The organism is Ralstonia flatus (assembly GCF_958439105.1).
GTDB classification, from domain to species: Bacteria; Pseudomonadota; Gammaproteobacteria; order Burkholderiales; family Burkholderiaceae; genus Ralstonia; species Ralstonia flatus.
The window spans coordinates 519,666-541,840 of record NZ_CAUDLI010000002.1 but is presented as its reverse complement, the minus strand read 5'-3'; the positions used below and the strand labels follow the sequence as shown (position 1 = coordinate 541,840).

The 22,175-nt window shown below is 64.4% G+C and carries 25 protein-coding genes and 1 pseudogene; 14 read left to right on the top strand and 12 right to left on the bottom strand.

The annotated features are described in order from the left end of the window. Positions 1-154: 154 nt before the first annotated feature. Positions 155-808: a glutathione S-transferase family protein gene (locus tag R2676_RS06170; RefSeq protein ID WP_206273606.1), complete on the top strand. Its 654-nt coding sequence runs from the start codon at positions 155-157 to the stop codon at positions 806-808. Between the two features lie 6 nt (positions 809-814). Here the strand turns inward: R2676_RS06170 and R2676_RS06165 are convergent, their stop codons facing one another. Next, positions 815-1,738 (bottom strand): recombination-associated protein RdgC, encoded by a 924-nt coding sequence (locus R2676_RS06165; RefSeq protein ID WP_206273607.1) that lies wholly within the window; start codon positions 1,736-1,738, stop codon positions 815-817. Positions 1,739-1,926: 188 nt separating this feature from the next. On the opposite strand from R2676_RS06165, the gene R2676_RS06160 reads away from it, so the two are divergent. Then, entirely contained in the window at positions 1,927-2,352 is a 426-nt protein-coding gene (locus R2676_RS06160; protein WP_206273608.1) for a lipocalin-like domain-containing protein, read from the top strand. A 37-nt stretch (positions 2,353-2,389) separates the two neighbouring features. Next, the gene (locus tag R2676_RS06155) at positions 2,390-2,959 is read left to right on the top strand and encodes a YdeI/OmpD-associated family protein (protein WP_206273609.1); all 570 of its coding nucleotides are present in this window, start codon (positions 2,390-2,392) and stop codon (positions 2,957-2,959) included. A gap of 12 nt (positions 2,960-2,971) precedes the next feature. On the opposite strand, the gene aroQ is transcribed toward R2676_RS06155, so the two are convergent. Next, positions 2,972-3,415 carry a type II 3-dehydroquinate dehydratase gene (aroQ, locus tag R2676_RS06150; protein WP_206273610.1) on the bottom strand — a complete coding sequence of 148 codons (444 nt, stop codon included), beginning with the start codon at positions 3,413-3,415 and terminating at the stop codon, positions 2,972-2,974. Positions 3,416-3,439: 24 nt separating this feature from the next. Further along, positions 3,440-4,162: pseudogene (aroE, locus tag R2676_RS06145) on the bottom strand (shikimate dehydrogenase); the annotation flags it as partial. A 103-nt stretch (positions 4,163-4,265) separates the two neighbouring features. Here aroE and R2676_RS06140 point away from each other — a divergent pair. The 3 genes from R2676_RS06140 to R2676_RS06130 are packed head-to-tail and all read left to right on the top strand — an operon-like array spanning position 4,266 to position 5,169. Continuing rightward, a complete protein-coding gene (locus tag R2676_RS06140) occupies positions 4,266-4,520 on the top strand; it encodes a translation initiation factor 1 (RefSeq protein ID WP_206273612.1) in 255 nt (84 codons plus the stop codon). A 49-nt stretch (positions 4,521-4,569) separates the two neighbouring features. Continuing rightward, the gene (locus R2676_RS06135) at positions 4,570-4,800 is read left to right on the top strand and encodes a hypothetical protein (RefSeq protein WP_206273613.1); all 231 of its coding nucleotides are present in this window, start codon (positions 4,570-4,572) and stop codon (positions 4,798-4,800) included. Positions 4,801-4,842: 42 nt separating this feature from the next. Continuing rightward, positions 4,843-5,169 (top strand): hypothetical protein, encoded by a 327-nt coding sequence (locus R2676_RS06130; protein WP_206273614.1) that lies wholly within the window; start codon positions 4,843-4,845, stop codon positions 5,167-5,169. A 1-nt stretch (position 5,170) separates the two neighbouring features. Here R2676_RS06130 and R2676_RS06125 read toward each other — a convergent pair whose 3' ends face one another. Then, on the bottom strand, positions 5,171-5,488 hold the full coding sequence (locus R2676_RS06125; protein WP_316856793.1) for a hypothetical protein: 318 nt from the start codon (positions 5,486-5,488) through the stop codon (positions 5,171-5,173). On the opposite strand from R2676_RS06125, the gene R2676_RS06120 reads away from it, so the two are divergent. Together R2676_RS06120 and R2676_RS06115 are read left to right on the top strand one after the other, a co-directional pair. Next, on the top strand, positions 5,466-7,565 hold the full coding sequence (locus tag R2676_RS06120) for a hypothetical protein (RefSeq protein WP_206273616.1): 2,100 nt from the start codon (positions 5,466-5,468) through the stop codon (positions 7,563-7,565). The genes R2676_RS06125 and R2676_RS06120 overlap by 23 nt on opposite strands. Positions 7,566-8,484: 919 nt before the next feature. Further along, complete coding sequence (locus R2676_RS06115) at positions 8,485-8,760, top strand: hypothetical protein (RefSeq protein ID WP_206273617.1); 276 nt, start codon at positions 8,485-8,487, stop codon at positions 8,758-8,760. Positions 8,761-8,905: 145 nt separating this feature from the next. On the opposite strand, the gene R2676_RS06110 is transcribed toward R2676_RS06115, so the two are convergent. The 8 genes from R2676_RS06110 to R2676_RS06075 form a co-directional block, all read right to left on the bottom strand. Next, positions 8,906-9,715, bottom strand: coding sequence for an arylamine N-acetyltransferase family protein (locus R2676_RS06110; protein WP_316887231.1), 810 nt, complete (start codon positions 9,713-9,715; stop codon positions 8,906-8,908). Between the two features lie 35 nt (positions 9,716-9,750). Continuing rightward, complete coding sequence (locus R2676_RS06105) at positions 9,751-10,725, bottom strand: helix-turn-helix domain-containing GNAT family N-acetyltransferase (RefSeq protein WP_206273619.1); 975 nt, start codon at positions 10,723-10,725, stop codon at positions 9,751-9,753. A gap of 97 nt (positions 10,726-10,822) precedes the next feature. Continuing rightward, positions 10,823-11,896 (bottom strand): galactofuranose ABC transporter, permease protein YjfF, encoded by a 1,074-nt coding sequence (gene yjfF / locus R2676_RS06100; protein ID WP_206273620.1) that lies wholly within the window; start codon positions 11,894-11,896, stop codon positions 10,823-10,825. Further along, on the bottom strand, positions 11,893-12,942 hold the full coding sequence (locus R2676_RS06095) for an ABC transporter permease (protein ID WP_206273621.1): 1,050 nt from the start codon (positions 12,940-12,942) through the stop codon (positions 11,893-11,895). Before R2676_RS06095 ends, yjfF begins: the two co-directional genes overlap by 4 nt. After that, a complete protein-coding gene (locus tag R2676_RS06090; protein ID WP_206273622.1) occupies positions 12,939-14,528 on the bottom strand; it encodes a sugar ABC transporter ATP-binding protein in 1,590 nt (529 codons plus the stop codon). The genes R2676_RS06095 and R2676_RS06090 overlap by 4 nt, the downstream gene beginning before the upstream one ends. A 99-nt stretch (positions 14,529-14,627) precedes the next feature. Next, positions 14,628-15,614 carry an ABC transporter substrate-binding protein gene (locus tag R2676_RS06085; RefSeq protein WP_206273623.1) on the bottom strand — a complete coding sequence of 329 codons (987 nt, stop codon included), beginning with the start codon at positions 15,612-15,614 and terminating at the stop codon, positions 14,628-14,630. Positions 15,615-15,892: 278 nt separating this feature from the next. Next, entirely contained in the window at positions 15,893-16,435 is a 543-nt protein-coding gene (locus R2676_RS06080) for an AraC family transcriptional regulator (protein ID WP_316856796.1), read from the bottom strand. Further along, positions 16,432-16,827: an autoinducer binding domain-containing protein gene (locus R2676_RS06075; protein WP_316856798.1), complete on the bottom strand. Its 396-nt coding sequence runs from the start codon at positions 16,825-16,827 to the stop codon at positions 16,432-16,434. The genes R2676_RS06080 and R2676_RS06075 overlap by 4 nt, the downstream gene beginning before the upstream one ends. 217 nt (positions 16,828-17,044) lie before the next feature. Here R2676_RS06075 and R2676_RS06070 point away from each other — a divergent pair, with 217 nt between their 5' ends. The 6 genes from R2676_RS06070 (at position 17,045) to R2676_RS06045 (ending at position 22,153) form a co-directional block, all read left to right on the top strand. Further along, a complete protein-coding gene (locus R2676_RS06070; RefSeq protein WP_206273626.1) occupies positions 17,045-17,830 on the top strand; it encodes a GntR family transcriptional regulator in 786 nt (261 codons plus the stop codon). Continuing rightward, the gene (locus R2676_RS06065; protein ID WP_206273627.1) at positions 17,827-19,551 is read left to right on the top strand and encodes a fumarate reductase/succinate dehydrogenase flavoprotein subunit; all 1,725 of its coding nucleotides are present in this window, start codon (positions 17,827-17,829) and stop codon (positions 19,549-19,551) included. Before R2676_RS06070 ends, R2676_RS06065 begins: the two co-directional genes overlap by 4 nt. 2 nt (positions 19,552-19,553) lie before the next feature. After that, a complete protein-coding gene (locus R2676_RS06060) occupies positions 19,554-19,820 on the top strand; it encodes a 4Fe-4S dicluster domain-containing protein (RefSeq protein WP_004627681.1) in 267 nt (88 codons plus the stop codon). Positions 19,821-19,827: 7 nt separating this feature from the next. Next, a complete protein-coding gene (locus tag R2676_RS06055) occupies positions 19,828-20,787 on the top strand; it encodes a HEAT repeat domain-containing protein (RefSeq protein WP_206273628.1) in 960 nt (319 codons plus the stop codon). Next, positions 20,774-21,064, top strand: coding sequence for a gamma-butyrobetaine hydroxylase-like domain-containing protein (locus R2676_RS06050; protein ID WP_206273629.1), 291 nt, complete (start codon positions 20,774-20,776; stop codon positions 21,062-21,064). The genes R2676_RS06055 and R2676_RS06050 overlap by 14 nt, the downstream gene beginning before the upstream one ends. Before the next feature lie 96 nt (positions 21,065-21,160). Continuing rightward, positions 21,161-22,153, top strand: coding sequence for a sulfonate ABC transporter substrate-binding protein (locus tag R2676_RS06045; RefSeq protein WP_206273630.1), 993 nt, complete (start codon positions 21,161-21,163; stop codon positions 22,151-22,153). Positions 22,154-22,175 lie beyond the last annotated feature (22 nt).

The window sequence follows — 22,175 nt, the reverse complement described above, 5'->3', positions numbered from 1 at the left end:
GCCTTCTTGGTGCGCACCGCGGCAAGGTGTTCCTGACTGCCTGTGGCAGCGGCGGCAGCGTTACTGCCCGCGCACCCCGGACTCCAAACCAACGCAGGGGCCACGGCTGCCACGGCTTTCGCGGGCGGCGCCAGGCACGCACCGGAGCGCATGCATGATCCCCACCATTACTGCCTTTGAACGCTCGCCCGACGGCGGCAAAGGACTGGCGCGCGACACACGCGTTCGCTGGGCCCTGGAAGAGGCGGGCCAGCCCTACGACGTGCGGCTGGTTTCGTTCCAGGCGATGAAAGGCCCCGCGCATCTGCGCCTGCATCCGTTCGGCCAGATTCCCACCTACGAGGAAGGCGACCTGGCCCTGTTCGAAACAGGCGCCATCGTCTTCCATATCGCCGAGCGGCATGCGGGCCTGCTACCGCTCGACAGTCATGCCAGGGCGCGGGCAATCACGTGGATGTTTGCGGCGCTCAACACCATCGAACCGCCGATTCTCGAACTCGCCACTGCCAAACTCCAGGAAGGCGACAAACCCTGGACCCCCGAACGCCTGCCGTTGATCATGGACCGCATCCGCAGCCGGCTCGATCAACTTTCTGCACGCCTGGGCAATGCGGATTGGCTCGATGGCGCATTCAGCGCGGGGGACTTGCTGATGGTGTCCGTGCTGCTCCGGCTGAGGTCGTCGGGGCTTCTCGACGAATTCCCGAGCCTCGCCGCCTATGTCGCACGCGGCGAAGCCAGGCCCGCTTATCGGCGCGCTTTTGAGGCGCAACTGGCGGTGTTCACCGGACAACCGCCAGCCGGCTGACGAAACTCAGGCCGCCTTGGCCTGTTGCATGGCGTCGAGCTGATCGCCGCCCAGGCTGTCGACGAGGTCGCTCAGCATCCGCGCCAGTTCGCCGGTCATGAGCGCGACATCGGAGTCGAAGCGCTCGTCGTCGTTCTGCGCGGTGGGGTCTTCGGCTTCCTTGATCACGTCGAGCGGCGTCACACGCTTGATGAGGAGCGACGGCGTCAGCACGAACGAGACCCGGTCGTCCCACGTCATGGCCAGGCGCATGCACTGCTTGCCCGCCTCGATGTGACGGCGCATGTCTTCTGCTTCGAGCGCGTGGCCCACGTATCGCACCGTGGCGCCGCCCTCGCCCGTCGAGCGCAACTCGGCGTCCTGGTCGACGGTAAAGCCGCCGGGCGCTTCGCCGGATAGCAGCCACTCCGTCATGGCGGCCACCGGCGAATGCGCGACGTGCACATTGGTGAGCGGCAACTGGTCGATCGACTTCACGAGCAGGCCGCGCACGTCGTCGGCCACCGCCTGCGAAGCCGCATCGATCACGAGCCAGCCGTTTGCCGTATCGATCCACACCCGCGTATCGCGGCGAATACTGAAGGCGCGCGGCAGGAGTTCGTCGGTCACCTGCTCCTTGAGTTCGCGCAGCTGCTTGCGGCCGGGCTTGAAACCCTGCTGTTCCTCCAGCTCCAGCGCCCGGGCCTTCGTCACCTGGTTGATGACGGACGCCGGCAGCAGCTTCTTTTCGGCGCGGAACACCAGCAGCATCTGCCCGTTGTTCGAATAGACGAGCGCGCCGTCTTCGCGCGGCGAAGCCCAGCCGGAGGTCTGTTTCTCTACGCTGTTGCCCGGTTGAAACGCGTGGGGTGCCAGCCACTTTTCAAGCTGGTCGGGGGTCACGGCCCAAGGCGCCGGCAGACGATGAAGCTGAAGGTTTTTGAACCACATGGGAGTACGGGCAAAGTCCGCGATTCTAAAGGATGGCGCGCCCCTCCCCCCGATGGTCGATCGCCGATGTCCGGCGCGGCGTGTGCGGCACGTTCGGATGGCGCGGGTACTAATATGCAAATCCTGACGCTGGCAAAGCCGAGTCAACCCCGGGGCAAGCTGTTCAACGGACGACGACAGGACACGATATGCCTGAACACCACACAAAGCTGCACGGCAGTTGGCGGTTGGTCTCTTTCGAGACCGAGCTTCAAGACACAAAGGAGCGCTCGCAGCCCTGGGGCCCGGATCCCAAGGGTTCACTGGTCTTTGGCGTTGATGGCCGCATGATGGTGCTTCTGACCGCAAAGGCGCGGGAGCCCGGCAATACGGACGAAAAACTGTTGGCGCTGTTCCGTACGGTGATGGCCTATACGGGGCGGTATCGCGTCGAGGGGGACCGCTTCATCACGAAGGTCGACGCGTCCTGGAATGAAGCCTGGACCGGCACGGAGCAGGAGCGGTTCTACACGCTGGACGGAGACACACTCGAGGTCCGCACGGCATGGATGCCGAATCCTCTGATGTCCGGGCATCCGACGGGAAGAGGCGTACTCCGTTTCACGCGCGAGTAAGCGGGTCTACGAATTCGACGGCGGGTAATCTAGCGCAATGCACAATCCAACACTGACGTTCCCCAGCCAGCAAGCCTGGGAGGCCTGGCTCGAAGCCAACGGCGAGACGGCGGCCGGCGTCTGGCTCCGCATCGCAAAACGATCGGCCAAAGACGCCACCGTGTCGTATGCAGAGGCCGTTGAGAGCGCCCTGTGCTACGGATGGATCGACGGGCAAAAGCAGGCAGAAAACGAGCACTACTGGCTGCAGCGGTTCACACCCCGAACCGCCAAAAGCATCTGGTCGAAGATCAACACCGCCAAGGCCGAAACGTTGATTGCCGCTGGAAGGATGCGCCCCGCTGGCCTTCGCGCCATCGATCTTGCCAAGCAAGACGGACGCTGGGAGGCTGCCTATTCGTCTCCCAGTGCATCCACGGTGCCCGATGATCTGCAGCAGGCGCTCGACGCCAACCCGAAGGCCAAGCGATTCTTCGCCACGCTAAACGGCCAGAACCGGTACGCGATTCTGTTCAGGATCCAGAACGTGAAAAAGGCCGAAACGCGCGCAAAAAAGATCGCTCAATTCGTCGACATGCTGAACAAGGGCGAGACGCTTCATCCATAGCCTTGGCCGAGGCTAAGCCTGATCGATTGCCGAGACCGCCGCGCGCAGGGCCAACAGGTAGCTCTGCACGCCAAACCCGCAGATCTGTCCGCTCACAATGTCGGCAAACACCGAGTGATGCCGGAACGGCTCGCGTGCGTGGATATTGGACATATGCAATTCCACGACCGGACACGTCAGGATCGCCAGCGCATCGCGAATGCCGTAGCTGTAATGCGTCCACGCGCCGGCGTTGATCAGCACGGCGTCCTGGCCGTCTTCGAACGCAAGGTGAATGCGCTCGCACATCGCCCCTTCGCTGTTCGTCTGGAACGACTCCACCTGCACGCCAAGTTCGGCGCCCAACGCCTGCAACCTTGCGTCGATCTCGGCCAGCGTGATCGTTCCGTACTGCACGGGGTCGCGCTTGCCGAACATGTTGTGATTGATGCCATGCAGCATCAGGATGCGCTTCATTCGGGCCTCCGTGGTCGCGTCACGTCAATCAAGCGGGACGGTCAGCCGATCGATCACCGGGCGCGTGTCCGGACGCACGCCGCGCCACCACGCAAACGCCTCAGCGGCCTGTTCGACCAGCATGCCGACACCGTCGGCGAGATTGCGCACACCCGCGTTGCGGGCAAGCCGCAGGAACGGCGTCAGGCGCTTGCCATACGCCAGTTCGTAGGCCATCCCTTCCGGGCGGAAGATGCTTGGCGGAACGGGCGGCAGGTCGCCCGTGAGACTGGCCGAAGTGGCATTGACCACCAGATCGAAGCGGCCCATTGCCTCCAGCTCGGCATATCCGCAGGCGACGACTGCGCCCCGTCCGGCGACCTGCGCGGCCAGCGCCTGCGCTTTTGCGACATCGCGGTTGGCACTGACCAACTCCGCCGGCCTGGCCTCCAGGAACGGCAGCAGGGCGCCGCGCGCGGCCCCGCCCGCCCCTAGCATCAGCACGCGCTTGCCGGACATGGGCAGCCCGAGGTTGATCTCGATGTCGCGAACGAGCCCAATGCCGTCGAAGTTGTCGGCGAGGATGCGGCCGCCTTCGAACTTCATTGCGTTGACGGCACCGGCCAATGCTGCGCGCTCGCTGCGCTCGTCGGCCATTGCAAACGCCTTGAGCTTGAACGGCGCCGTAACGTTCATGCCCTTGCCACCGCCCGCAGCGAACGTGCGCACGACATCGGCAAACGCGGCATCCGGTTCGACCGGGCCCTCGCCCCGTCATAACAAGAACTGAACCACGCAAGCCGCGCCGAGCGGCATGTTGCTGTTGCGGCAACACAGGCACACGCCAGCCAACAACACAAAGGAAATCACCATGTCTGTTAGCGAAGAATGGGAAGAGTTGCATCTGACCCCCGATGGCTGGAAAGATGGCAGCTATCGTCACGTGCCGGGGGAGGCGATCATTGTCGCGCCACCGGCCAATGACGTACTGACGGTGCGCCGGCATGTGGCCGCGGTCTATGGCGGGCCGTCACGCGTGACGGAAGATAGAACACCGCGCACCGACGACATGAGCCAGATCGAGCAGTTACTGTTGAAGTACGGCGCGCCTGTCTTTGGCGTCTAGACGGCGTCTGCGGCATATCAGATCCACGTTATTTGAAAGAGGAATCGGCATGACACTCTGCCCCGCTTGCCTTGCGATTGAAGTCCACCAGCTTGGTGCGCCAGGCCATGCCCTCCTGAGAATCACCGACACGCAGCGCATCAAGGTTTCCAAGGCCGCAGCCGTCACGGTCAGCACGTTCATCTGCCGCACGTGCGGCGCGAACTGGACGTATCGCGAAGGCAAGAACGTGCCCAATCCCGGATGGTCGCTCGATCAGCCGGCGCCCTCATTGGGTTGAACGCTATTCCCAAAACAAAAACGCCTCGCCTCGGAGACGCGAATGCAGGTGCTCGACCACGAACCGCAGCGCTGGTTTTTATTCGAAGCGAATGGCGCGCTGTATCTCGATGCCAATTGCAATCATGGGGTTTTCGGCTACAGCTTCATGATTCGCCTGACCGCAGCGGAGGTTCAGCGGTATCGCGACGAAGGTCGGGATTACTTGAGCTGGCTCGCTGGCGACATACACAATTCCGCGCCGATTTTGTCCGCCAGTTCGTCGCCCTATCAAACCCGGAAGGCGTCTCAGGAAGAGGAAGCCCAGGCACGCACTGCGTTGGCGGGATGGCAGGCGGAGCGGATTCAGGCGTTTCGCGGGGCCAGGTAAATCAGCCCATCGCTGCCGCCAAAGTTAAAGCAGCCAAGCTAATAAAGCCTGCTTGTTTCATGCAGATGAAATAAGCGCGATCGTCACCTAACCAAACGGTTATCCCACGATGTAGGGATAGATTCCCCCCACATTTTTCCTTAGCATCCGCTTGCGCGAGCGCACTCGCCCGCGCACATACAGACGTTGCTGCATCACGCCTTTCTTTATCGAAAGCGCCCATTTGCGCAACGTCTTGAAAAAACAAAACAGGGGGGTTTTTGATGAAAGCAAGGTACGCCAAGAGTCTCTGGCAAATGAGTTCGGCTGCGACGGCCATTGCATTGGCCGCAGTCACGCTGGTTGCCGGTTGCGGTGGCGGCGGTTCGGATAGCGCTGCTTCGGGCGGCACCAACACCACCACGCCTGCAGCCGCAACGCTGACCGGCACCGCGGCCACAGGTAGCGCGCTCGCCAACGCCAACGTTGTCGTGACCGACAGCACCGGCAATTCGCCGTGCGTTGAAACCGCCATCACCACGAGCGCTCTCGGCACGTACACCTGCACGCTCAAATCTGGCGAGACGGCACCGTTCTTCGTGGTCGTGACCGACCCGACCGGCAATACCGCGCCGCTGGTCAGCGTGACCACGACCACGCCACCGGCCGGCACGCCGCTCACGCTCAACGCCACCCCGCTGACGACTGCCATCCTGGCGCAACTGGCTCCGGACGGAAATCCGCTGACGCTGGTCAACGCAAAGACGGTGGATACAAATGCGCTCAAAGCCGTCACGGCAAACGTCGTGGCGCAGCTGTCGTCGGTGCTGTCCGCCATCGGTGCGCCGGCCAACTATGACCCGTTTGCCACCAGCATTTCCGCTGCCACGGCGTCTGGCGTCGGCAACACGGCTGACCAGATCCTGGACGTGGTGACGGTGTCGAAGGACCCGGCCACCGGCCAACTGCGACTGGGTACGGTCGATGGCACGCCCGTGCCGCTGGCGACCGCCACCGGCGGCGGTTCGACGTTGCCCGCACCGGCGTCGAACGTTTCGAGCCTGCCGCAAGGCGCGCAAGCGCTGGCGAATGCGCTGACGGCCTGCTTTGCACTGCCGGCCTCGCAGCGCGTGCTCGGGACCGACTTCACGGTGCCCGCCACGCAAGGCGGCCCGAAGGTGACGTCGCTGGCGCCGGCCTGCCAGAACATTGCATCGGACCCGAGCAATGCCGGCGGCATCGCCTTCCTGCACAACGGGTATGCGTTCGGCCAGTGGTTCCTCGGCTACCTAATGAGCGATAGCATGACCGGCGCCAAATTCAGCGTGCCGGAAGTCATGGCGTTCTACCCGGCTGGCTCGCCCTCGTCGCCCACGTACGACACGGCCATCCTGAACACCAAGTTCGTTGACGCCAGCGGCAACCCCGGCAACATCATCGTGCTGGCGCGCTACATCGCTTCGGGCACGTCGGCTGCTCACCCGTCCAACTGGTGGGTGGTGGGCAATCAGCAACCGGTGGAAATCAACGAGCGGCTGCAGGTTCGCCGCGTCGAGCAGGTCAACCCGAACTTTGCGGGCACCAGCGCCAACAGCAACAACTACAGCCACTTCCAGACGGGTATCCAGTTCTGGATCAACGCCAAGGGCCCCGGCAGCGTCAACAACAACGGCAACCTGAACTTCGTGCGAGTGACAGGGCCGGGCCTGCCCACCAACGGTCTCGTCTATATCGCCCCCACCGGCGACAGCAACGAGCCGACGCAGGTGTACATGGATGTGAGCAACAAGTCCGGCACGGTTCCGGCTACCACCCGTTGCAGCAACGGCGGTACGGCCACCTATAACTGCCCGAACTTCTGGTTCGCGCGTACGGTTGGCCTGACCGGCTCGGCAGCGACGACACTGGCAGCACCGCGTAGCGACTTCAGCAATCCGGTCTGGGCACAGGCATCGGACAGCCTTGATCCGAACCCTGTCGTGAAGAACGCGCGGTATCAGTTCGAACTGTTCTACGGCTCGCAAACCACGCCGGACCGCGTCTATCACAAGACGCTGCTGACGGACCTGGTGCAGGCAACCCAGGCCGTGAACCTGCCGTGGAATACGGCGGGCAACCAGACGCTGGCCGCGCTGAATCCGTCCAATGCCGCCACGAACGGCGTGCTGTCTTCGCTGGCACTGGATTGGGCGCAGAACCCGTCGGCGCAACAGATCGGCGGTGCGGCTGTGACGGTGGATACGAAGGGCACCTACAGCGCCACAACCAACGTGGCCCGGGGCGCGACATCGGCGGTCATCAACCTGCCGAACCCGCAACAAGTGCCGGCGCTGACCACCTCGGGCACGCGCTCGGTGCTGTTCAACTACCGCATGCTCGACAACAGCCTCAAGAGCATGGTCTACACCTACAACTAAGCGCGAAGGCGAAGCGCAATCCGGCCGGTCCGCACGCTGCCAAGACGGCGTGCGGAATCCGGCCTGTCGATCACGATGGGCGTGCCAGACGGCACGCCTTTTTTTCGCGTATCGAGGTGATTTCTCCAAGCCCCGACCTCCAACCCTCGCGCTCGGCCCTCCAAGGCCCAACCACGAGGCTTTTTGCCTCGCCGCTGCTGCTTTTTTCAGCAATGGGTCGGACCTTTGACCTCGACCCACGGCGTTCCGAACGCCATGCATGGGGTTCTGAACTCCACGCGTGACCCTTTTTGCCTCACGCTTGCTGCTTTTTTCAGCAACACATGCTGCTTTTTTGGGCACGGTTGAGGTTCTGAACTCCACCGTTGAGGTTCTGAACTCGGCCATTGGTGTTCTGGACTCGACGGTTGGGGCTCGGAACCCGGCGTGTCAGGCTTTTTGCTCGGCGTTTGAGGTTCGGAACTCGGCGCGGCGAGTCCGGAACCCCGTGCGAGGCGTTTGGGACTGGGGGGATGCGCTTCGAATCCGCCACCACGGCAAACCGCGACTTGCCGCCGCCCTTCGCCGCCCATAAACTCAGTCCCGCTCGCGCAAACCAAGCGCAGCCGGGACTGCAATCCCGAATCAAAAAAATCCCGTGAGTGCCGTTATGGCTCTCGCGTGCCGTTGTTCGCCTTTACGGGCGGGCCCCGGTGGGGAGGGCTTCGGCCCTGCCGGTTTTTTGGTTTTTTTGATCGGTATTGCAGACCTTGCCGTGTGCCCGCCCACCCCTCGTGGTGGGCGGCTCGCTACTCAACCCATTCGAGGGCAAGACGATGGTTTTACCGATTCACGCTGTTCCCATCACGTGCGGACGTTGCTCCGCGACCTTCTCCACCCTGCCTTGCACGACTCGCCGCGCCGATTACGGAGGTGTGCGATGACGCTCGAAAACAATCGCCAATACCTGGCCGGCGCGCTGGCTGCGCGAGATTTCCTGCGACGCACGCAGTCCGGAATGAAGCTGCATCAATACTTCGATCCGAAGCTGTTGCGCTGGGAGTTTCAGATACACGCCTGCGAAAAGTCGGCTGAATACCAGGCCGGTTTTCTGGATGCGATTGGCATGTATGTGATGGCCACGCTGGAGGGCGTGCCGGTGGATCTGTATCGGTGGGAGCTGTTGAAGAAACTCCGCGGGGGCGGGGATCAATAAGAACAGGTAGTTGGTTTCCCCGGGACGGGCGGGGAAGCTTGCGGTCGAGACGCTATCGAGCGCACTCAACACAGCCGGCATAGGCCGATGCAGCAATCAGACGCCTGATGTACCGCACCCAACGACGACTGAAACGCCATCCGCTTCAATTCCACCCCTCCACCCCAGGCACCCGCATCCGCTCCACCTCCGGCAGGTCAATCCCAAAGTACTCAGCCAGCAGCCCGCGCAACGCGCGCCGGTCTTCAAGCTCAAACCTGTGCGGCGTATTCCCGCGCCAGATCGTTGCATCCCGATTCATCACCGTCACGCGGCCTTCGTCCGTCAGGGCGCGCATCAGGATGCGATTCATGAACGGCGATGCCGGATACGTTGACGTGTAGTGGTTCGCCATTTCGAAATCGACCGGATAGTCCTGCTCCATCGTGGTGACCCAGGCGTCGACGGGCGTGTCGCTGCGTACTTGCGCGCGGAGTATCCAGCGGTCTTCGTCGCGCACCATCCAGTGCAGTTCGCCGTCGATGTTGGCTTGCGTGCCATCCAGCGGCACCGGCACGCGAGGCGCCAGTGCGCCAAAACCGGGGTCGACGACGAAGGTGCCTTCGGGCAGCGGCACCGTCAGGAACATGTGCGTGCGGGGTGCTTCAGTGCGCGGGGAAAGCAGGACCACGCGCGACGAATGGCGCGTCGGCTGAAAACCAAGCTGCTCCAGCACGGCGGCAAACAACGTGGCGTGCTCGAAGCAGTAACCGCCGCGGCGCGCGTGGACGAGCTTGTTCTGCAGGCTTTCCAGGTCGATCCGGATACCGCGTCCGAGCAGCACGTCTAGGTTTTCGAACGGGATGTGCCGCATGTGCGCCCGCATCAGTTGCGCGAGCGTGTCGTAGGTTGGGCTGGCGCTGCCGCCCCACTGGATGCGGTTGAAATAGGCGTCCAGGTTGAGTTGCGATGTCACGTGCGGTCTCCTTGTGCGCCTGGGGCGACGCAAGGTCAGCCCGGTTTGCGGCGGCGGAATTGCTGTTCGATTACGGTGCTGCCCCACTGCGTGCCGGCTTCTTCTTGTGTGAGTTGAAAGCCGAACGATTCGTAGAGATGACGGGCGGCATCCAGGCCTTTGAAGGTGTTCAGGTAGGTCTCGTCAAAGCGCTCGTCGACAAAGCGCATGGCTTGCGACATGAGCTTACGGCCAATGCCGGTGCCGCGCAGGGAATCATCCACGATGAACCAGCGCAGGTGTGCAGCACGATAGTGCGGATTGCCGTCGATCGCCAGCGATGCGAGGCAGCGGCCGTTTTCCACACAGAGCCAGAGCGCCTTGTCGGGGTCGGGCAAGGCTTGCGCAAAGTCGGCCAACTCCTTGGCGACGCGGCGCTCGAAGAACACGCCAAACCCCCAGTGCTGCGCGTAGAAGCGGCCATGCAGGCTGACGATGTCGCCAATGCACCCAGGCACGTAGCCTTGCACGATCTGTGGGCCGGCATCGGCGGAGGCCTGCGCGGGCTTGTGGTCGTTGTCATCGGCCAGCGCGCTGACGTACTGCGACAGCGACGCGACGAGCCGTTGCTGGTCTGCCGGGGTCAGGTGGCGCAGCGCGTTGGAAACCTGTTCGGAGGCAAATGCGTCGATCTTGCGGCGCACTTGCTGGCCGCTTTTGGTGAGGTGCAGTTCGGAAGATCGGGCATCGTCGGCGCACGTGCGGCGTTCGATCAGCCCGGCCGATTCGAGCCGGGTGACCTGGCGGCTGGTGCTCGATTTGTCCAACCGCAGGCGTTCGGCCAGATCGCGCGCCTGGATGCCGGGCGCACCGGCAATCTCCAGAATCGCGTGTACGGCAGAGGGCGGCAGGTCGCTCTCGGCCAGCGTGTTGCGCATGAAGCCGAGTTCGCGGACAAGCTTGCGCGAGACCTCGCGCAGCTCACGGATGGTCTGTTCGCGTGACTGCGCGGGGGCTTCGATGATGTCCATGCCGGGCCTCAGTTAGTTGTTTCGCGCAACCAATATAGTTGCATGAAACAACCTTTTCAAGGCCGGCATGCCTACGAAAAAACGTGACTGTGTGCGCCTAATTGAAAGGCGGTACGGCGTGCGACTGCATAAGGATGGCCGAGGCCGGGGTGTCCTTGGCCGTCTCGTTCGATGGCCGCGCCGGCCGGTGCGGAGTAGACGGCGGCAATGCCGCGCCGCGTTGCGCGCGCCCCAGGAAACGCTGCATGAGGCAGAACACGCAGAGCAACACGCCAATGGCAATGCGCGCCCACCAGGAGCTGAGCGTGCCGTCAAAGGTGATCAACGACTGGATGACGCCCAGCAACAGCACGCCCACCACACTGCCGCTGATGAGCCCAACGCCACCGGTGAGCAGCGTGCCGCCGACCACCGTGGCGGCAATGGCGTCCAGTTCCATGCCTTGCGCGTGCAGCCCGTAGCCGGACAGCATGTAGAACGTAACCAGCACCCCGCCCAGCGCCGAGCAGAATCCGCTGAGCACATAGACGAGGATGCGCGTGCGCGCCACGGGCAGGCCCATCAGCAAGGCAGACCGTTCATTGCCGCCCAGCGCGTACACCGTGCGGCCAAAGCGGCTGCAATGCGCAAGCCACGCCGCCACGGCAAACACGACCAGCGCAATCACCACGCTGGGCGACACGTAGTTGCCGCCGCCCACCTGGATCTTGTGCTGCGAGAGCGCGGTATAGATCGGGTCTGTAATGCTGATCGAATCGATGCTGATGAGGTAGCACAGCCCCCGCGCGAGGAACATGCCGCCCAGCGTGACGATGAACGGCTGAATGCGGAACACCTGGATCAGCACGCCCATCACGAGGCCGAACAGGCAGCCGACGGCGAGCACCAGCGGCACCACCACACCGATCGACCAGCCGTGGTGCTCGACCAGCGCGGCGGAGACCATGGTGGTGAGCGCCACCACCGCCCCCACCGATAGATCGATGCCGCCCGACAGAATGACGAACGTCATGCCGATGGCAACGACGATCAGGAACGCGTTGTCGATCAGCAGATTGAGAAACACCTGCACGCTGAAGAAGCCCGTGTAAGTGACCGAGCCGAAGCCGAACAACAGCGCAAACAGAAACAGCGTGACGTAGAACGGCAAGCGCCGTGGATTGATTCTCATGACTGCGCCCCTGCACGGCTGTGGCGTTGAAAGAGCATGCTGCGAAACGCCGGCGATTGCGCCAGGCACACGGCAAACACCACCACGGCTTTCACCACGAGGTTGATTTCCGGCGGCACGCCCATGGAGTAGATCGCGTAGGTGAGCGTCTGGATGATGAGCGCCCCGATCACACTGCCCCACAGGCTGAACTTGCCGCCCGCCAGCGAGGTGCCGCCCAGCGTGACGGCCAGGATGGCGTCAAGCTCCAGCAGCAGCCCGGCGTTGTTGCCGTCCGCGCTTTTGACGTTGGAGCAGATGATGAGCCCCGCAACACCGGCCATGGCACCGCAGAACGCGTAGATGCCAAACAGCAGCGCCTTGGTGTTCAACCCCGCAAGCCGCGCGGCCACGGGGTTGATGCCGACGGCCTCGATAAACAAGCCCAGTGCCGTGCGATGCATCAACAACAACAGCAAAGCCAGCACAGCGGCCGCGATGTACAGCCCGAACGGCAGCCCGAACAGATAGCCGTTGCCCACGAAGAAGAACGGCTCGTAGTAGACGGTGATGATCTGCCCGCCGGTAATGAGCTGCGCCACGCCGCGGCCGGCCACCATCAGGATCAGCGTGGCGATGATGGGCTGCATACCCGCGCCCGCCACCAGCAGGCCGTTCCACATGCCACACACCAGCGCCGCGCCCACGGCCGCCAACAGCGCAAGCAGCAGCGGCACCTTCGTCACGTACACGGGCAGGCCGTTCTGCACCACCAGCGTGCCGCCGACAAGCGATGCCGCAATGGCACCGGAAATGGCAACCACCGCGCCCACCGAAATATCGATGCCGCCCACCGCAATCACCAGCGTCATGCCGAGCGAGACCAGCATCAGCGGCGCTGCGCGGTTGAGGATGTCGATCAGGCTGCCGTACAGATGCCCATTACGAAAGTCAAGGTGAAAGAAATGCGGGTTGAACCACGCGTTGAGCAGACACAGCAAAAGCAGCGTCACGCCGGGCCAGAACAATCGGTGGCCGGTCAGTGCGCGCAGATTGGCGGCATTCATGCGGCGCCTCCGGTGGTGGTGGACTGGGTGCTGGACTGGCTGGTGGGCACGTCGCCGCCGGCAATCACGTGGCACAGGTTGTCTTCCGTCACATCGGCGCCGGCCAGCTCGCCCACCTTCTTGCGATCGCGCAGGATCGCCAGCCGGTGGCTCACGCGCAGCACCTCCGGCAGCTCGCTGGAGATGAACAGGATCGCCATGCCCTTGCGGCACTGCGCGGTCACCAGGTCCATGATGTCGAGCTTGGCGGCGATGTCGATGCCGCGCGTCGGCTCATCCAGGATCAGCATCGCGGGGTCGGTCGCCAGCCAGCGCGCGAGCACGGCCTTCTGCTGGTTGCCGCCCGAGAGCTGGCCGATGGGCTTTTCAGCGTCGGGCGTCTTGATGCCGAGCTGGGCGATGTACTGGTCGGCAATCTCACGCTGGCGCTTCTTGGGCAGATAGCGGAACAGGCCGCGCTTGGCCTGCAGCGCGAGGATGATGTTCTCGCGAATCGACAGCTCGGCAATGATGCCTTCGGTCTTGCGGTCTTCCGGGCAAAAGCCGATGCCCTGCCGGATGGCGTCACGCGGCGAGCTGAACTGGTGCGACCGGCCCTGTACGTTGATCGAGCCCGCATCGTTGCGGTCTACGCCGAACAGCAGGCGCGCGGTCTCGGTGCGGCCCGAACCCAGCAGGCCTCCCAGGCCCAACACCTGCCCGGGGCGGACGTCCAGATCAAGCGGCTGCACCACGCCACGGCGGCCCATGCCGCGCGCGCTCAGGAATGGGGGCGCCGTGTCGTCCACGGGCGGCACTTCGGTGCGCTCGAAGCGGCTCGCGTCGATGTCGCGCCCGACCATCTTGTTGATCAGTTGCAGCTGCGGCAGATCACGCGCGGCGTATTCGCCTTCCAGCCGGCCGTTGCGCAGCACGGTAATGCGGTCGGCAATCGCGTACGTCTGCTCCAGAAAATGCGTGACGAACAGCACGGCCATGCCGCGTGCCTTGAGCGTGCGGATGGCGGTAAACAGGCGCGCCACTTCATCGTCGTCCAAGCTGGAGGTGGGCTCGTCCAGGATCAGGATGCGGGCTTCGGTGGAAAGCGCGCGCGCAATCGCCACCATCTGCTGGATGGCCACTGGATACAGCGACAGCGGCAGCGTCACGTCGATGTGGATGTTCAGATCCGCAAGCAGCGCCTGCGCCGCCCGGTTGGTGGCCCGCCAGTCGATGCTGCCCAGCCGCATGGGAAAGCGGCCGATGTGGATGTTCTCCGCCACGGTCAGGTTCGGGCAGAGGTTGACCTCCTGATACACCGTGCTGATACCGAGCTTTTGCGCCTCCAGCGGCGAGCCCGGCGCGATGGGCTGACCGCCGAGCAGGATCTCGCCCGCATCCGGCGCTTCAACGCCGGTCAGCACCTTGATGAGCGTCGACTTGCCGGCACCGTTCTGCCCCATCAGGGCATGGACTTCTCCGGGAAACAAGCGGAAATCCACCCCGGCCAGCGCCTGCACGCCGGGAAAGTTCTTGCAGATGCCGCGCATGTGCAGCAGCGCGCCGCGTGCATCTGTCGCGGCGGGTTGATCAACGTGATCGGACATGGGTGTGGCCTGTTGAGGGTGCATACCGGCAAGGCGAGTCACCGTCACCCGCCCTGCCTGCATTCCCCGATTCAGCAAAGGGCTTGCGAATGGCCCGCCTCAGTACTTGCGGTTCGGGAACTCCTTGGCCGCCACTTCCATCGGGAAGATGCCTTCCTTGGTGACGATGCGCTTGGGCACGGTCTTGCCTGCCAGCACGTCGCGCGCGGTGTCCATCAGTTGCGGCCCGAGCAGCGGGCTGCATTCCACCGTGACGTTCAGCTTGCCGGCCATCATGGCTTCAAACGCGCCCTTCACGCCGTCGATGGAAATGATGGTGATGTCCTTGCCCGGCTTGAGCCCCGCCTCTTCAATGGCCTGGATGGCACCGATCGCCATGTCGTCGTTGTGCGCGTACAGCACGTTGATCTTCTTGCCCTCGGCCTTCAGGAAGGCCTCCATCACTTCCTTGCCCTTGGCGCGGGTGAAGTCGCCGGTTTGCGAGCGGATGATCTTGTAGTGCGGGTCGGCCTTGATGATCTCTTCAAAGCCGCGCTTGCGGTCGATGGCGGGTGCGGAGCCGACCGTGCCTTGCAGCTCGACGATGTTCACGTCGCCCTTGGGCTTGACGTTCTCCAGCAGCCAGCGGCCCGCCTTGCGGCCCTCCTCGACGAAGTCCGAGCCGATGAACGTGGTGTAGAGCGAGGTGTCTTTGCTGTCGATGCCGCGGTCGGTCAGGATGACCGGGATCTTGGCGGCCTTGGCTTCTTGCAGCACGGTGTCCCAGCCGGATTCCACCACCGGCGAGAACGCAATCACATCGACCTTCTGCGCGATGTACGAGCGGATCGCCTTGATCTGGTTTTCCTGCTTCTGCTGCGCGTCGGAAAACTTCAGGTTCACGCCCTGCGCCTTGGCCGTCGATTTGATGGACTCCGAATTGGCGGTGCGCCATTCGCTTTCGGCACCCACCTGGGCGAAACCCATGGTGAACGACTTGTCGGCCGCGTGAGCCGCTGTCGTCAAGCCCGTGGCCAGCAGCACCCCGGCCGTAGCCAGGAAGGTCAATACGGTCCGTCTGGCGCACGCAGCGCTCGTTTTTTGCATCGTTTGTCTCCGTTATGGTGGAACGCAGCCGGTGACTACCCCCGGGGCTGCGCACGTCGTCTTTGCAACGCGATACACGAGTCGAATCCGGCATGCGGCGCGCATCTTGCCGTGCCGGTGATTCGTGCTGAGCCATGGTATGGACAGCGAGACATGACCGTCTAATGCTTTTTTGGGGGCTTACCGATATCGGTTTTGGTATCAGACGGTGCGTTTGCGCATCGTGCGGCGCACCAAAATCGCGCGCGCAGGTGAAGGCGCGACGCAGGGGCGGCCGATCAGCCCGATTCGGCCAGCGATGCCGCCACGTGCGAGAAGGCCACGCGCTGGCGCCGGAAGTCATTGGGCGACAGGCCCTGCCGGCGGCGGAAGACCACCGCAAAGTGGCTCGCGCTTTCGAAGCCCACCGCGGTTGCGATCTCCAGGATGGACATGCGCGTCTCGGTCAGCAGACGGCTGGCAAGCTGCAGGCGGCGCTCAGTCACGTACTGATGCGGCGTGCGGCCGCTGGCCTCTTTGAAGCTGCGCGCGAAGTGATGCACGCTCAGGTCGGCAATCTGGGCCATGTCGCGCACGCTGATGGGCTGCGTCACGTTCGCTTCCACAAAGTCGATCACGCGGCGCAGGACATGCGCGGGCAACGACGCGCGCGTGGCGATCTCCTTGTTGCGCTGGGCGCTGTCGCGCGCCTCTTCCAGATGCGTGCAGGCGCGCACGATGATGCGCATGGCACCGCCCATCACCGTGTCGTTCATCCACGCGCGGTCTGGCCTGGAAGACGACAGGCTGCAGAAGACGATCCAGGTCGAGCGCGGTGTCATCTGATGGCGCAATGGCGCGCCCCACACGATGCCGCTGTGCAGGTTGAAGCGCGCCAGATCGGCAAGGAAGGTTCGACGCGGGGGTCGCCCGGGCTGTTGCCGACGCGCTCACGCAGGTAGGGCATGTCCCACGCCAGAGGCAGGCCGCAGTCGCCCTGCAGCGCGATGCGCGGGTCGATCTCGAAATGGCGCTGCTCCAGATAGCGCTCTTCCCAGCCGACGGGGGAATTGGTGTTGTAGAGCACGCGTTGCTCGCCCCGCTGCTTGCCCGCCTCGCCGATGTATTCCATCAGGCCAAACGAGAGCCACTCGAAGCCGACGTCGTGCATGGCTTGCCGCAACGTGTCAGCAAAGCCGGCAGAAAAATCTTGCAGGCGCGTGCCCTGGTCCATCACCCGTATCCGTTGTTTTCGTGCGCCGTCTGAAGTGCGGCGCTCCGTGCGTCCGGTGCCGGCCCGCGTGTGCGGTGCGCGGCGGCTCAAAACACTCTCGTCACTATAGCTGCGGCGCCTGTCAGAAACCGAGCATGCATATCGAAAAAGCTTCGTTCCGCTGCATACGTCTGCTTTTTACACTGGGCGCACTTGTTATGACGAGTTGCGCCCATCGATGACCACCTCTAATTTGCACCGCCAACCTGCCCCGCCGCTCTATGAGCGCATCAAGGGCACGCTGCGCGAGGGCATTCTCAGCGGCCACTACGCGCCCGCCTCGCTGCTGCCTTCGGAGGCGGCGCTGGGCGAGCAGTTCCACGCCAGCCGCATCACCGTGCGCCAGGCACTGGCCGATCTACAGAACGAAGGGCTGATCTTCCGCCGCCACGGAAAGGGCACGTTTGTGAGCCAGCCGAAGGCCTTCCAGAACGTGACCGCGCTGCAGGGCTTTGCCGAGGCGATGTCGGCACAAGGTCACGCGATTCGCAATCGCGTGCTGACGCTGCGGACCGTCCCGGCGCCGACCGACGTGGCGCAAGCGCTGCAGCTGGCGCCCGGCACAGCCGTCGTGGAGTTGCATCGCGTGCGGTTGCTGGACCAATCGCCCGTATCGCTCGAGGTGACGTGGCTGCCGGAAGCACTGGGCAGCGTCGTCGCCCGGGCGGACCTCGTCACGCGCGATGTGTTTCTCGTGTTGGAGCAGGACGCGGGTGTGGCGCTGGGCCACGCGACGTTGGCCATCGATGCGGCATTGGCCGATCACGCGACAGCCACCGCGCTCGACACGGGCGCAGGCGCGGCACTTCTGCGCGTGGAGCGCCTGACGCACGACGCACAGGGCGCGCCCATCGACTTCGAACGGCTCTATTTTCGCGGCGACGCCTTCCAGTACCGGCTTCGGCTGGATCGGCAGGTGGCGGCGCATGCGCAATCCATCCTTCCTTTGCAAGGCACCGTATGAACACGTTGGAACTGGAGTACGACCTCGTCGTCGTGGGCGGCGGCACGGCCGGCCCGATGGCGGCCATCAAGGCAAAAGAACGCAACCCCGCGTTGCGTGTGCTGCTGATCGACAAGGCGCATGTGAAGCGCAGCGGCGCGATCTCCATGGGCATGGACGGGCTGAACAACGCCGTCATTCCCGGGCATGCCACGCCGGAGCAATACACGCGCGAGATCACGCTGGCCAACGATGGCATCGTCGATCAATCGGGCGTGTATGCCTATGCGCAGCACAGCTTCACCACCATTGAGCAGCTTGACCGCTGGGGCGTGAAGTTCGAGAAGGACGAAACCGGCGACTACGCCGTCAAGAAGGTCCATCACATGGGCAGCTACGTGCTGCCGATGCCCGAGGGGCACGACATCAAGAAGGTGCTGTATCGGCAGCTCAAGCGTGCGCGGGTGGAGATCACGAACCGCATCGTCGTCACGCGCGTGCTGACGGATGCCGATGGGGCCGCCTGCGGCGTGCTCGGCTTCGATTGCCGCACGGCGGATTTTCTCGTGGTGCGCGCAAAGGCCGTGGTGCTGAGCTGCGGCGCCGCCGGGCGCCTTGGCCTGCCGGCTTCCGGCTACCTGATGGGCACGTACGAAAACCCCACCAACGCGGGCGATGGCTACGCGATGGCGTATCACGCAGGCGCGGAGCTTTCCAACCTGGAATGCTTCCAGATCAACCCACTCATCAAGGACTACAACGGCCCCGCCTGTGCGTATGTGACCGGCCCGCTGGGCGGCTACACCGCCAACGCGCGCGGCGAGCGCTTCATCCAGTGCGACTACTGGAGCGGCCAGATGATGTGGGAATTCTACCAGGAGCTGCAGGGCGGCAAGGGGCCGGTGTTTCTCAAGCTCGACCACCTGGCCGAAGAAACCATCCAGACCATCGAGACCATCCTGCACACCAACGAGCGCCCGAGCCGCGGCCGCTTCCACGCGGGGCGCGGCACCGATTACCGCACGCAGATGGTGGAGATGCACATCTCGGAAATCGGCTTCTGCAGCGGGCACAGCGCCTCTGGCGTGTATGTGAATGCGCGCGCGGAAACCACCGTGCCGGGCCTTTACGCAGCGGGCGACATGGCCGCCGTGCCGCACAACTACATGCTCGGCGCATTCACGTACGGCTGGTTTGCGGGGCAGAACGCGGCGGACTACATCGCCGGCCGGCAAGGCGACGCCCGCATCGACGACGCGCAAATCGAAACCGAGCGCACACGCATCTTTGCGCCGCTGCAACGCGACCACGGCCTCGCGCCCGCGCAAGTGGAATACAAGCTGCGCCGCATGGTGAACGATTACCTCCAGCCGCCCAAGGTCACGCGCAAGATGGAAATCGGCCTGCGCCGCTTCGACGAAATTGCCGAAGACATCACGCACCTGCACGCCCGCAATCCGCACGAGCTGATGCGCGCGATGGAAGTCAGCTTCATCCGCGATTGCGCCGAGATGGCCGCGCGCGCCTCGCTCTTCCGCACCGAAAGCCGCTGGGGCCTGTATCACCATCGCGTGGACTACCCCGAACGCGACGACGCCAATTGGTTCTGCCACACACGCTTGTACAAGGACGCACACGGCGCCATGGCCAGCCGCAAGCAGGCCATCGAACCGTACGTCATCCCCGTCGACGTGCTCGGCACCGATTCCTACGCGCACATGCGCATTCCGAAGGCTGCATGACCATGCAACAGACGACCGTTCATTTCACCCACACGCCGCACGACATCACCTCGCGCAGCAGCGCGCCCGTCACCATCGACGAAGCCAAGTGCATTGCCGACAAGGGCTGCACCGTGTGTGTCGATGTCTGCCCGCTCGACCTGCTCGCCATCGACCTGACCAAAGGCAAGGCTTTCATGCAGTTCGACGAATGCTGGTACTGCATGCCGTGCGAGCAGGATTGCCCGACCGGCGCGGTGAAGGTCGACATCCCGTATCTGCTGCGCTGAGGCCGCGATGACGACAACCCTCCTGGCGCGCCTGCACGACGCGGACGCCGCCACCCGCCGCGTCGCCCTCCTCCAGCTTGCCGATGCCGAAGACGCCGACGCGCTGCCCGATGTGATTGCGCTGCTGGCGCAGGACCCGGCGCCGGAAATCCGGCTGGAAGCCGCGCGCATCCTGGCGACCTGGGAACAGCCGGACACCGTGGCCGCACTTGCCCGTGCGCTGGAAGACGTGGATGGCACCGTGCGTAACGCAGCGGCAATCGGCCTGGCGGATTTGAAATCGCCCGACTCGGCGCCCGCGCTGTTGCCTTACGTCGACCATGCCAGCGCCTTTGTGCGCGCCGCCGCGTTGCGTGGGTTGCGTGAACTGCGCGTGCCCGAGAGCGAAGCGCCCGCGCTGCACGCGCTGCAAGACGCTGACGCCGCCGTGCGCCGCGAGGCCGTTGCGGTGCTCGGCTGGCGCAAGCATGTTGGCGCATTGCCTGCGCTGGCGGAACGCGCCCGTCATGACGCAGATGTCGACGTGCGCCGTGCCGCAGTCGGCGCCCTCGGCCTCGCCACCGATGCCGCTGTGCTGCCCGCGCTGCTCGCTGCGCTGCATGACACCGCCTGGCGCGTGCGCGAGGAGAGCGCCAGCACGCTCGGCAAGCTGCGGGCGCTCGCTCCCGATGCGCATGTCACGCAGGCGCTGGTCGAGGCGCTGGCCGATGCGTATTGGCAAGTTCGCCTGCAGGCCGCCCGGGCGCTCGGCCGTTGGCGTGCTGCGCATGCCGTCGATGCGCTCGCCGCGCTGCTCACGCACCCGATCAGCAATCTGCGCAAGGAAGCCGCGCTCGCCTTGGGGGAAATCGGCGAAGCCTCTGCCCTGCCCGCCCTGCGCAGCGCAGAAACCGATGGCGACCCTGAAGTCGTCAAGGCGGTGCGGATTGCGCTGGCACAAATCGAGAGCGCCCGTGCAGCCCCCTGAGCGCATCGACAACGACGTCGCACAAGGCCGGCTGCGGCTGCACTGGGCAGACGCCGTGGTCGCACTCGACCACGCGGCATTGCGCGCGGCGTGCCGCTGCGCGGAGTGCCAGTTCAAGCGCCATCACGGCACGCCGATCAACGTGCCGGCCGCCGTGCGCGTCACCACCATCGCGCCCGCGGGTTACGGCGTGCAACTGGTGTTCAGTGATGGACATGCGCGCGGCATCTATCCGTGGGCCTACCTGGCTGAACTGGCTGCCATAGCAACAGGCTGACGCAACCGCGTCTATGCACATGCAATCTTGTTCGTTCCTTCCCGCGTGCGCGGTCCGTAGCATCGACCGCACAACACCTGACTCGCTGGAGGAATCATGCAAACCCAATCGCCCCATACCGCCGCATCGTCTGGCCGACGACGCTGGCTTGCCGCGCTGCTGGGCGCCGGCCTCGCCCTGAGCGCAGGCCTCACCCAAGCCGCAGACCCGGCCGGCACGGTGCGCGTCGGCTTTCAGAAAGCCGGATTGCTGGCCGTGCTGAAAGCACAGGGCTCACTCGACAAACCGCTGGCCGAGCTTGGCTACAAGGTGGAATGGAAGGAATTCCCTGCCGGGCCGCAACTGCTGGAGGCGCTCAACACGGGCAGCATTGACTTCGGCTACACCGGCGCGCCGCCGGCCGTGTTTGCGCAGGCCGCTGGCGCGCGCCTTGTCTACGTGGGCGCCGAGCCCGGCGGCAAGACGAACGAGGCGCTCTTCGTGCTGGACAGCTCGCCCGCGCACAGCGTGGCGGACCTGAAAGGCAAGCGCATCGCGTTGCAGAAGGGCTCCAGCTCCAACTACCTGCTGGTGCAACTGCTTCGGCGCGCCAACCTCACGGTGCAGGACATTCAGCCGATCTACCTGCCGCCGGCCGAGGCGCGGGCCGCCTTCGAGAGCGGCGCGGTCGATGCGTGGGTCGTGTGGGATCCGTATTACGCACTCGCACAGAAGGCGTTGAAGACGCGCACGCTGGGCGATTTCAGCGAGTTGCCGGTGTTCAACTTCTACGAAGCCACGCCGGAATTCGTGAAGACGCATCCGCGCGCGGTCAACGCCATCCTGGCCCAGTTGCGCACGGCAGGGCTATGGGTGAATCAGCATCCGCAGGAGACTGCTGCCCTGCTGGCGCCCAAGCTCGGCATCGAACAGCCCGTTGTCGAGACCTGGCTGCGCCGCGTGCCCTACGGCGTCACGCCGGTCACGCCGCAGATCGTGGCTTCGCAGCAGCAGATTGCAGACCTGTTCCTGCAGCAGAAGCTGATTCCGAAACCGGTGAACGTGCAAAGCGCTGTCTGGCAGGCGAGCTTCCCCGTCGCGGGGCTGTGAGCCGCCAACGGACACGCATCGT

What these genes read in the sequence shown, in the direction of transcription:
- R2676_RS06170 (WP_206273606.1), top strand. Translation starts at nt 155, where the DNA reads ATGATCCCCACCATTACTGCCTTTGAACGCTCGCCCGACGGCGGCAAA.
- R2676_RS06165 (WP_206273607.1), bottom strand. Translation starts at nt 1,738, where the DNA reads ATGTGGTTCAAAAACCTTCAGCTTCATCGTCTGCCGGCGCCTTGGGCC.
- R2676_RS06160 (WP_206273608.1), top strand. Translation starts at nt 1,927, where the DNA reads ATGCCTGAACACCACACAAAGCTGCACGGCAGTTGGCGGTTGGTCTCT.
- R2676_RS06155 (WP_206273609.1), top strand. Translation starts at nt 2,390, where the DNA reads ATGCACAATCCAACACTGACGTTCCCCAGCCAGCAAGCCTGGGAGGCC.
- aroQ (WP_206273610.1), bottom strand. Translation starts at nt 3,415, where the DNA reads ATGAAGCGCATCCTGATGCTGCATGGCATCAATCACAACATGTTCGGC.
- R2676_RS06140 (WP_206273612.1), top strand. Translation starts at nt 4,266, where the DNA reads ATGTCTGTTAGCGAAGAATGGGAAGAGTTGCATCTGACCCCCGATGGC.
- R2676_RS06135 (WP_206273613.1), top strand. Translation starts at nt 4,570, where the DNA reads ATGACACTCTGCCCCGCTTGCCTTGCGATTGAAGTCCACCAGCTTGGT.
- R2676_RS06130 (WP_206273614.1), top strand. Translation starts at nt 4,843, where the DNA reads ATGCAGGTGCTCGACCACGAACCGCAGCGCTGGTTTTTATTCGAAGCG.
- R2676_RS06120 (WP_206273616.1), top strand. Translation starts at nt 5,466, where the DNA reads ATGAGTTCGGCTGCGACGGCCATTGCATTGGCCGCAGTCACGCTGGTT.
- R2676_RS06125 (WP_316856793.1), bottom strand. Translation starts at nt 5,488, where the DNA reads ATGGCCGTCGCAGCCGAACTCATTTGCCAGAGACTCTTGGCGTACCTT.
- R2676_RS06115 (WP_206273617.1), top strand. Translation starts at nt 8,485, where the DNA reads ATGACGCTCGAAAACAATCGCCAATACCTGGCCGGCGCGCTGGCTGCG.
- R2676_RS06105 (WP_206273619.1), bottom strand. Translation starts at nt 10,725, where the DNA reads ATGGACATCATCGAAGCCCCCGCGCAGTCACGCGAACAGACCATCCGT.
- yjfF (WP_206273620.1), bottom strand. Translation starts at nt 11,896, where the DNA reads ATGAGAATCAATCCACGGCGCTTGCCGTTCTACGTCACGCTGTTTCTG.
- R2676_RS06095 (WP_206273621.1), bottom strand. Translation starts at nt 12,942, where the DNA reads ATGAATGCCGCCAATCTGCGCGCACTGACCGGCCACCGATTGTTCTGG.
- R2676_RS06090 (WP_206273622.1), bottom strand. Translation starts at nt 14,528, where the DNA reads ATGTCCGATCACGTTGATCAACCCGCCGCGACAGATGCACGCGGCGCG.
- R2676_RS06085 (WP_206273623.1), bottom strand. Translation starts at nt 15,614, where the DNA reads ATGCAAAAAACGAGCGCTGCGTGCGCCAGACGGACCGTATTGACCTTC.
- R2676_RS06080 (WP_316856796.1), bottom strand. Translation starts at nt 16,435, where the DNA reads ATGACACCGCGCTCGACCTGGATCGTCTTCTGCAGCCTGTCGTCTTCC.
- R2676_RS06075 (WP_316856798.1), bottom strand. Translation starts at nt 16,827, where the DNA reads ATGGACCAGGGCACGCGCCTGCAAGATTTTTCTGCCGGCTTTGCTGAC.
- R2676_RS06070 (WP_206273626.1), top strand. Translation starts at nt 17,045, where the DNA reads ATGACCACCTCTAATTTGCACCGCCAACCTGCCCCGCCGCTCTATGAG.
- R2676_RS06065 (WP_206273627.1), top strand. Translation starts at nt 17,827, where the DNA reads ATGAACACGTTGGAACTGGAGTACGACCTCGTCGTCGTGGGCGGCGGC.
- R2676_RS06060 (WP_004627681.1), top strand. Translation starts at nt 19,554, where the DNA reads ATGCAACAGACGACCGTTCATTTCACCCACACGCCGCACGACATCACC.
- R2676_RS06055 (WP_206273628.1), top strand. Translation starts at nt 19,828, where the DNA reads ATGACGACAACCCTCCTGGCGCGCCTGCACGACGCGGACGCCGCCACC.
- R2676_RS06045 (WP_206273630.1), top strand. Translation starts at nt 21,161, where the DNA reads ATGCAAACCCAATCGCCCCATACCGCCGCATCGTCTGGCCGACGACGC.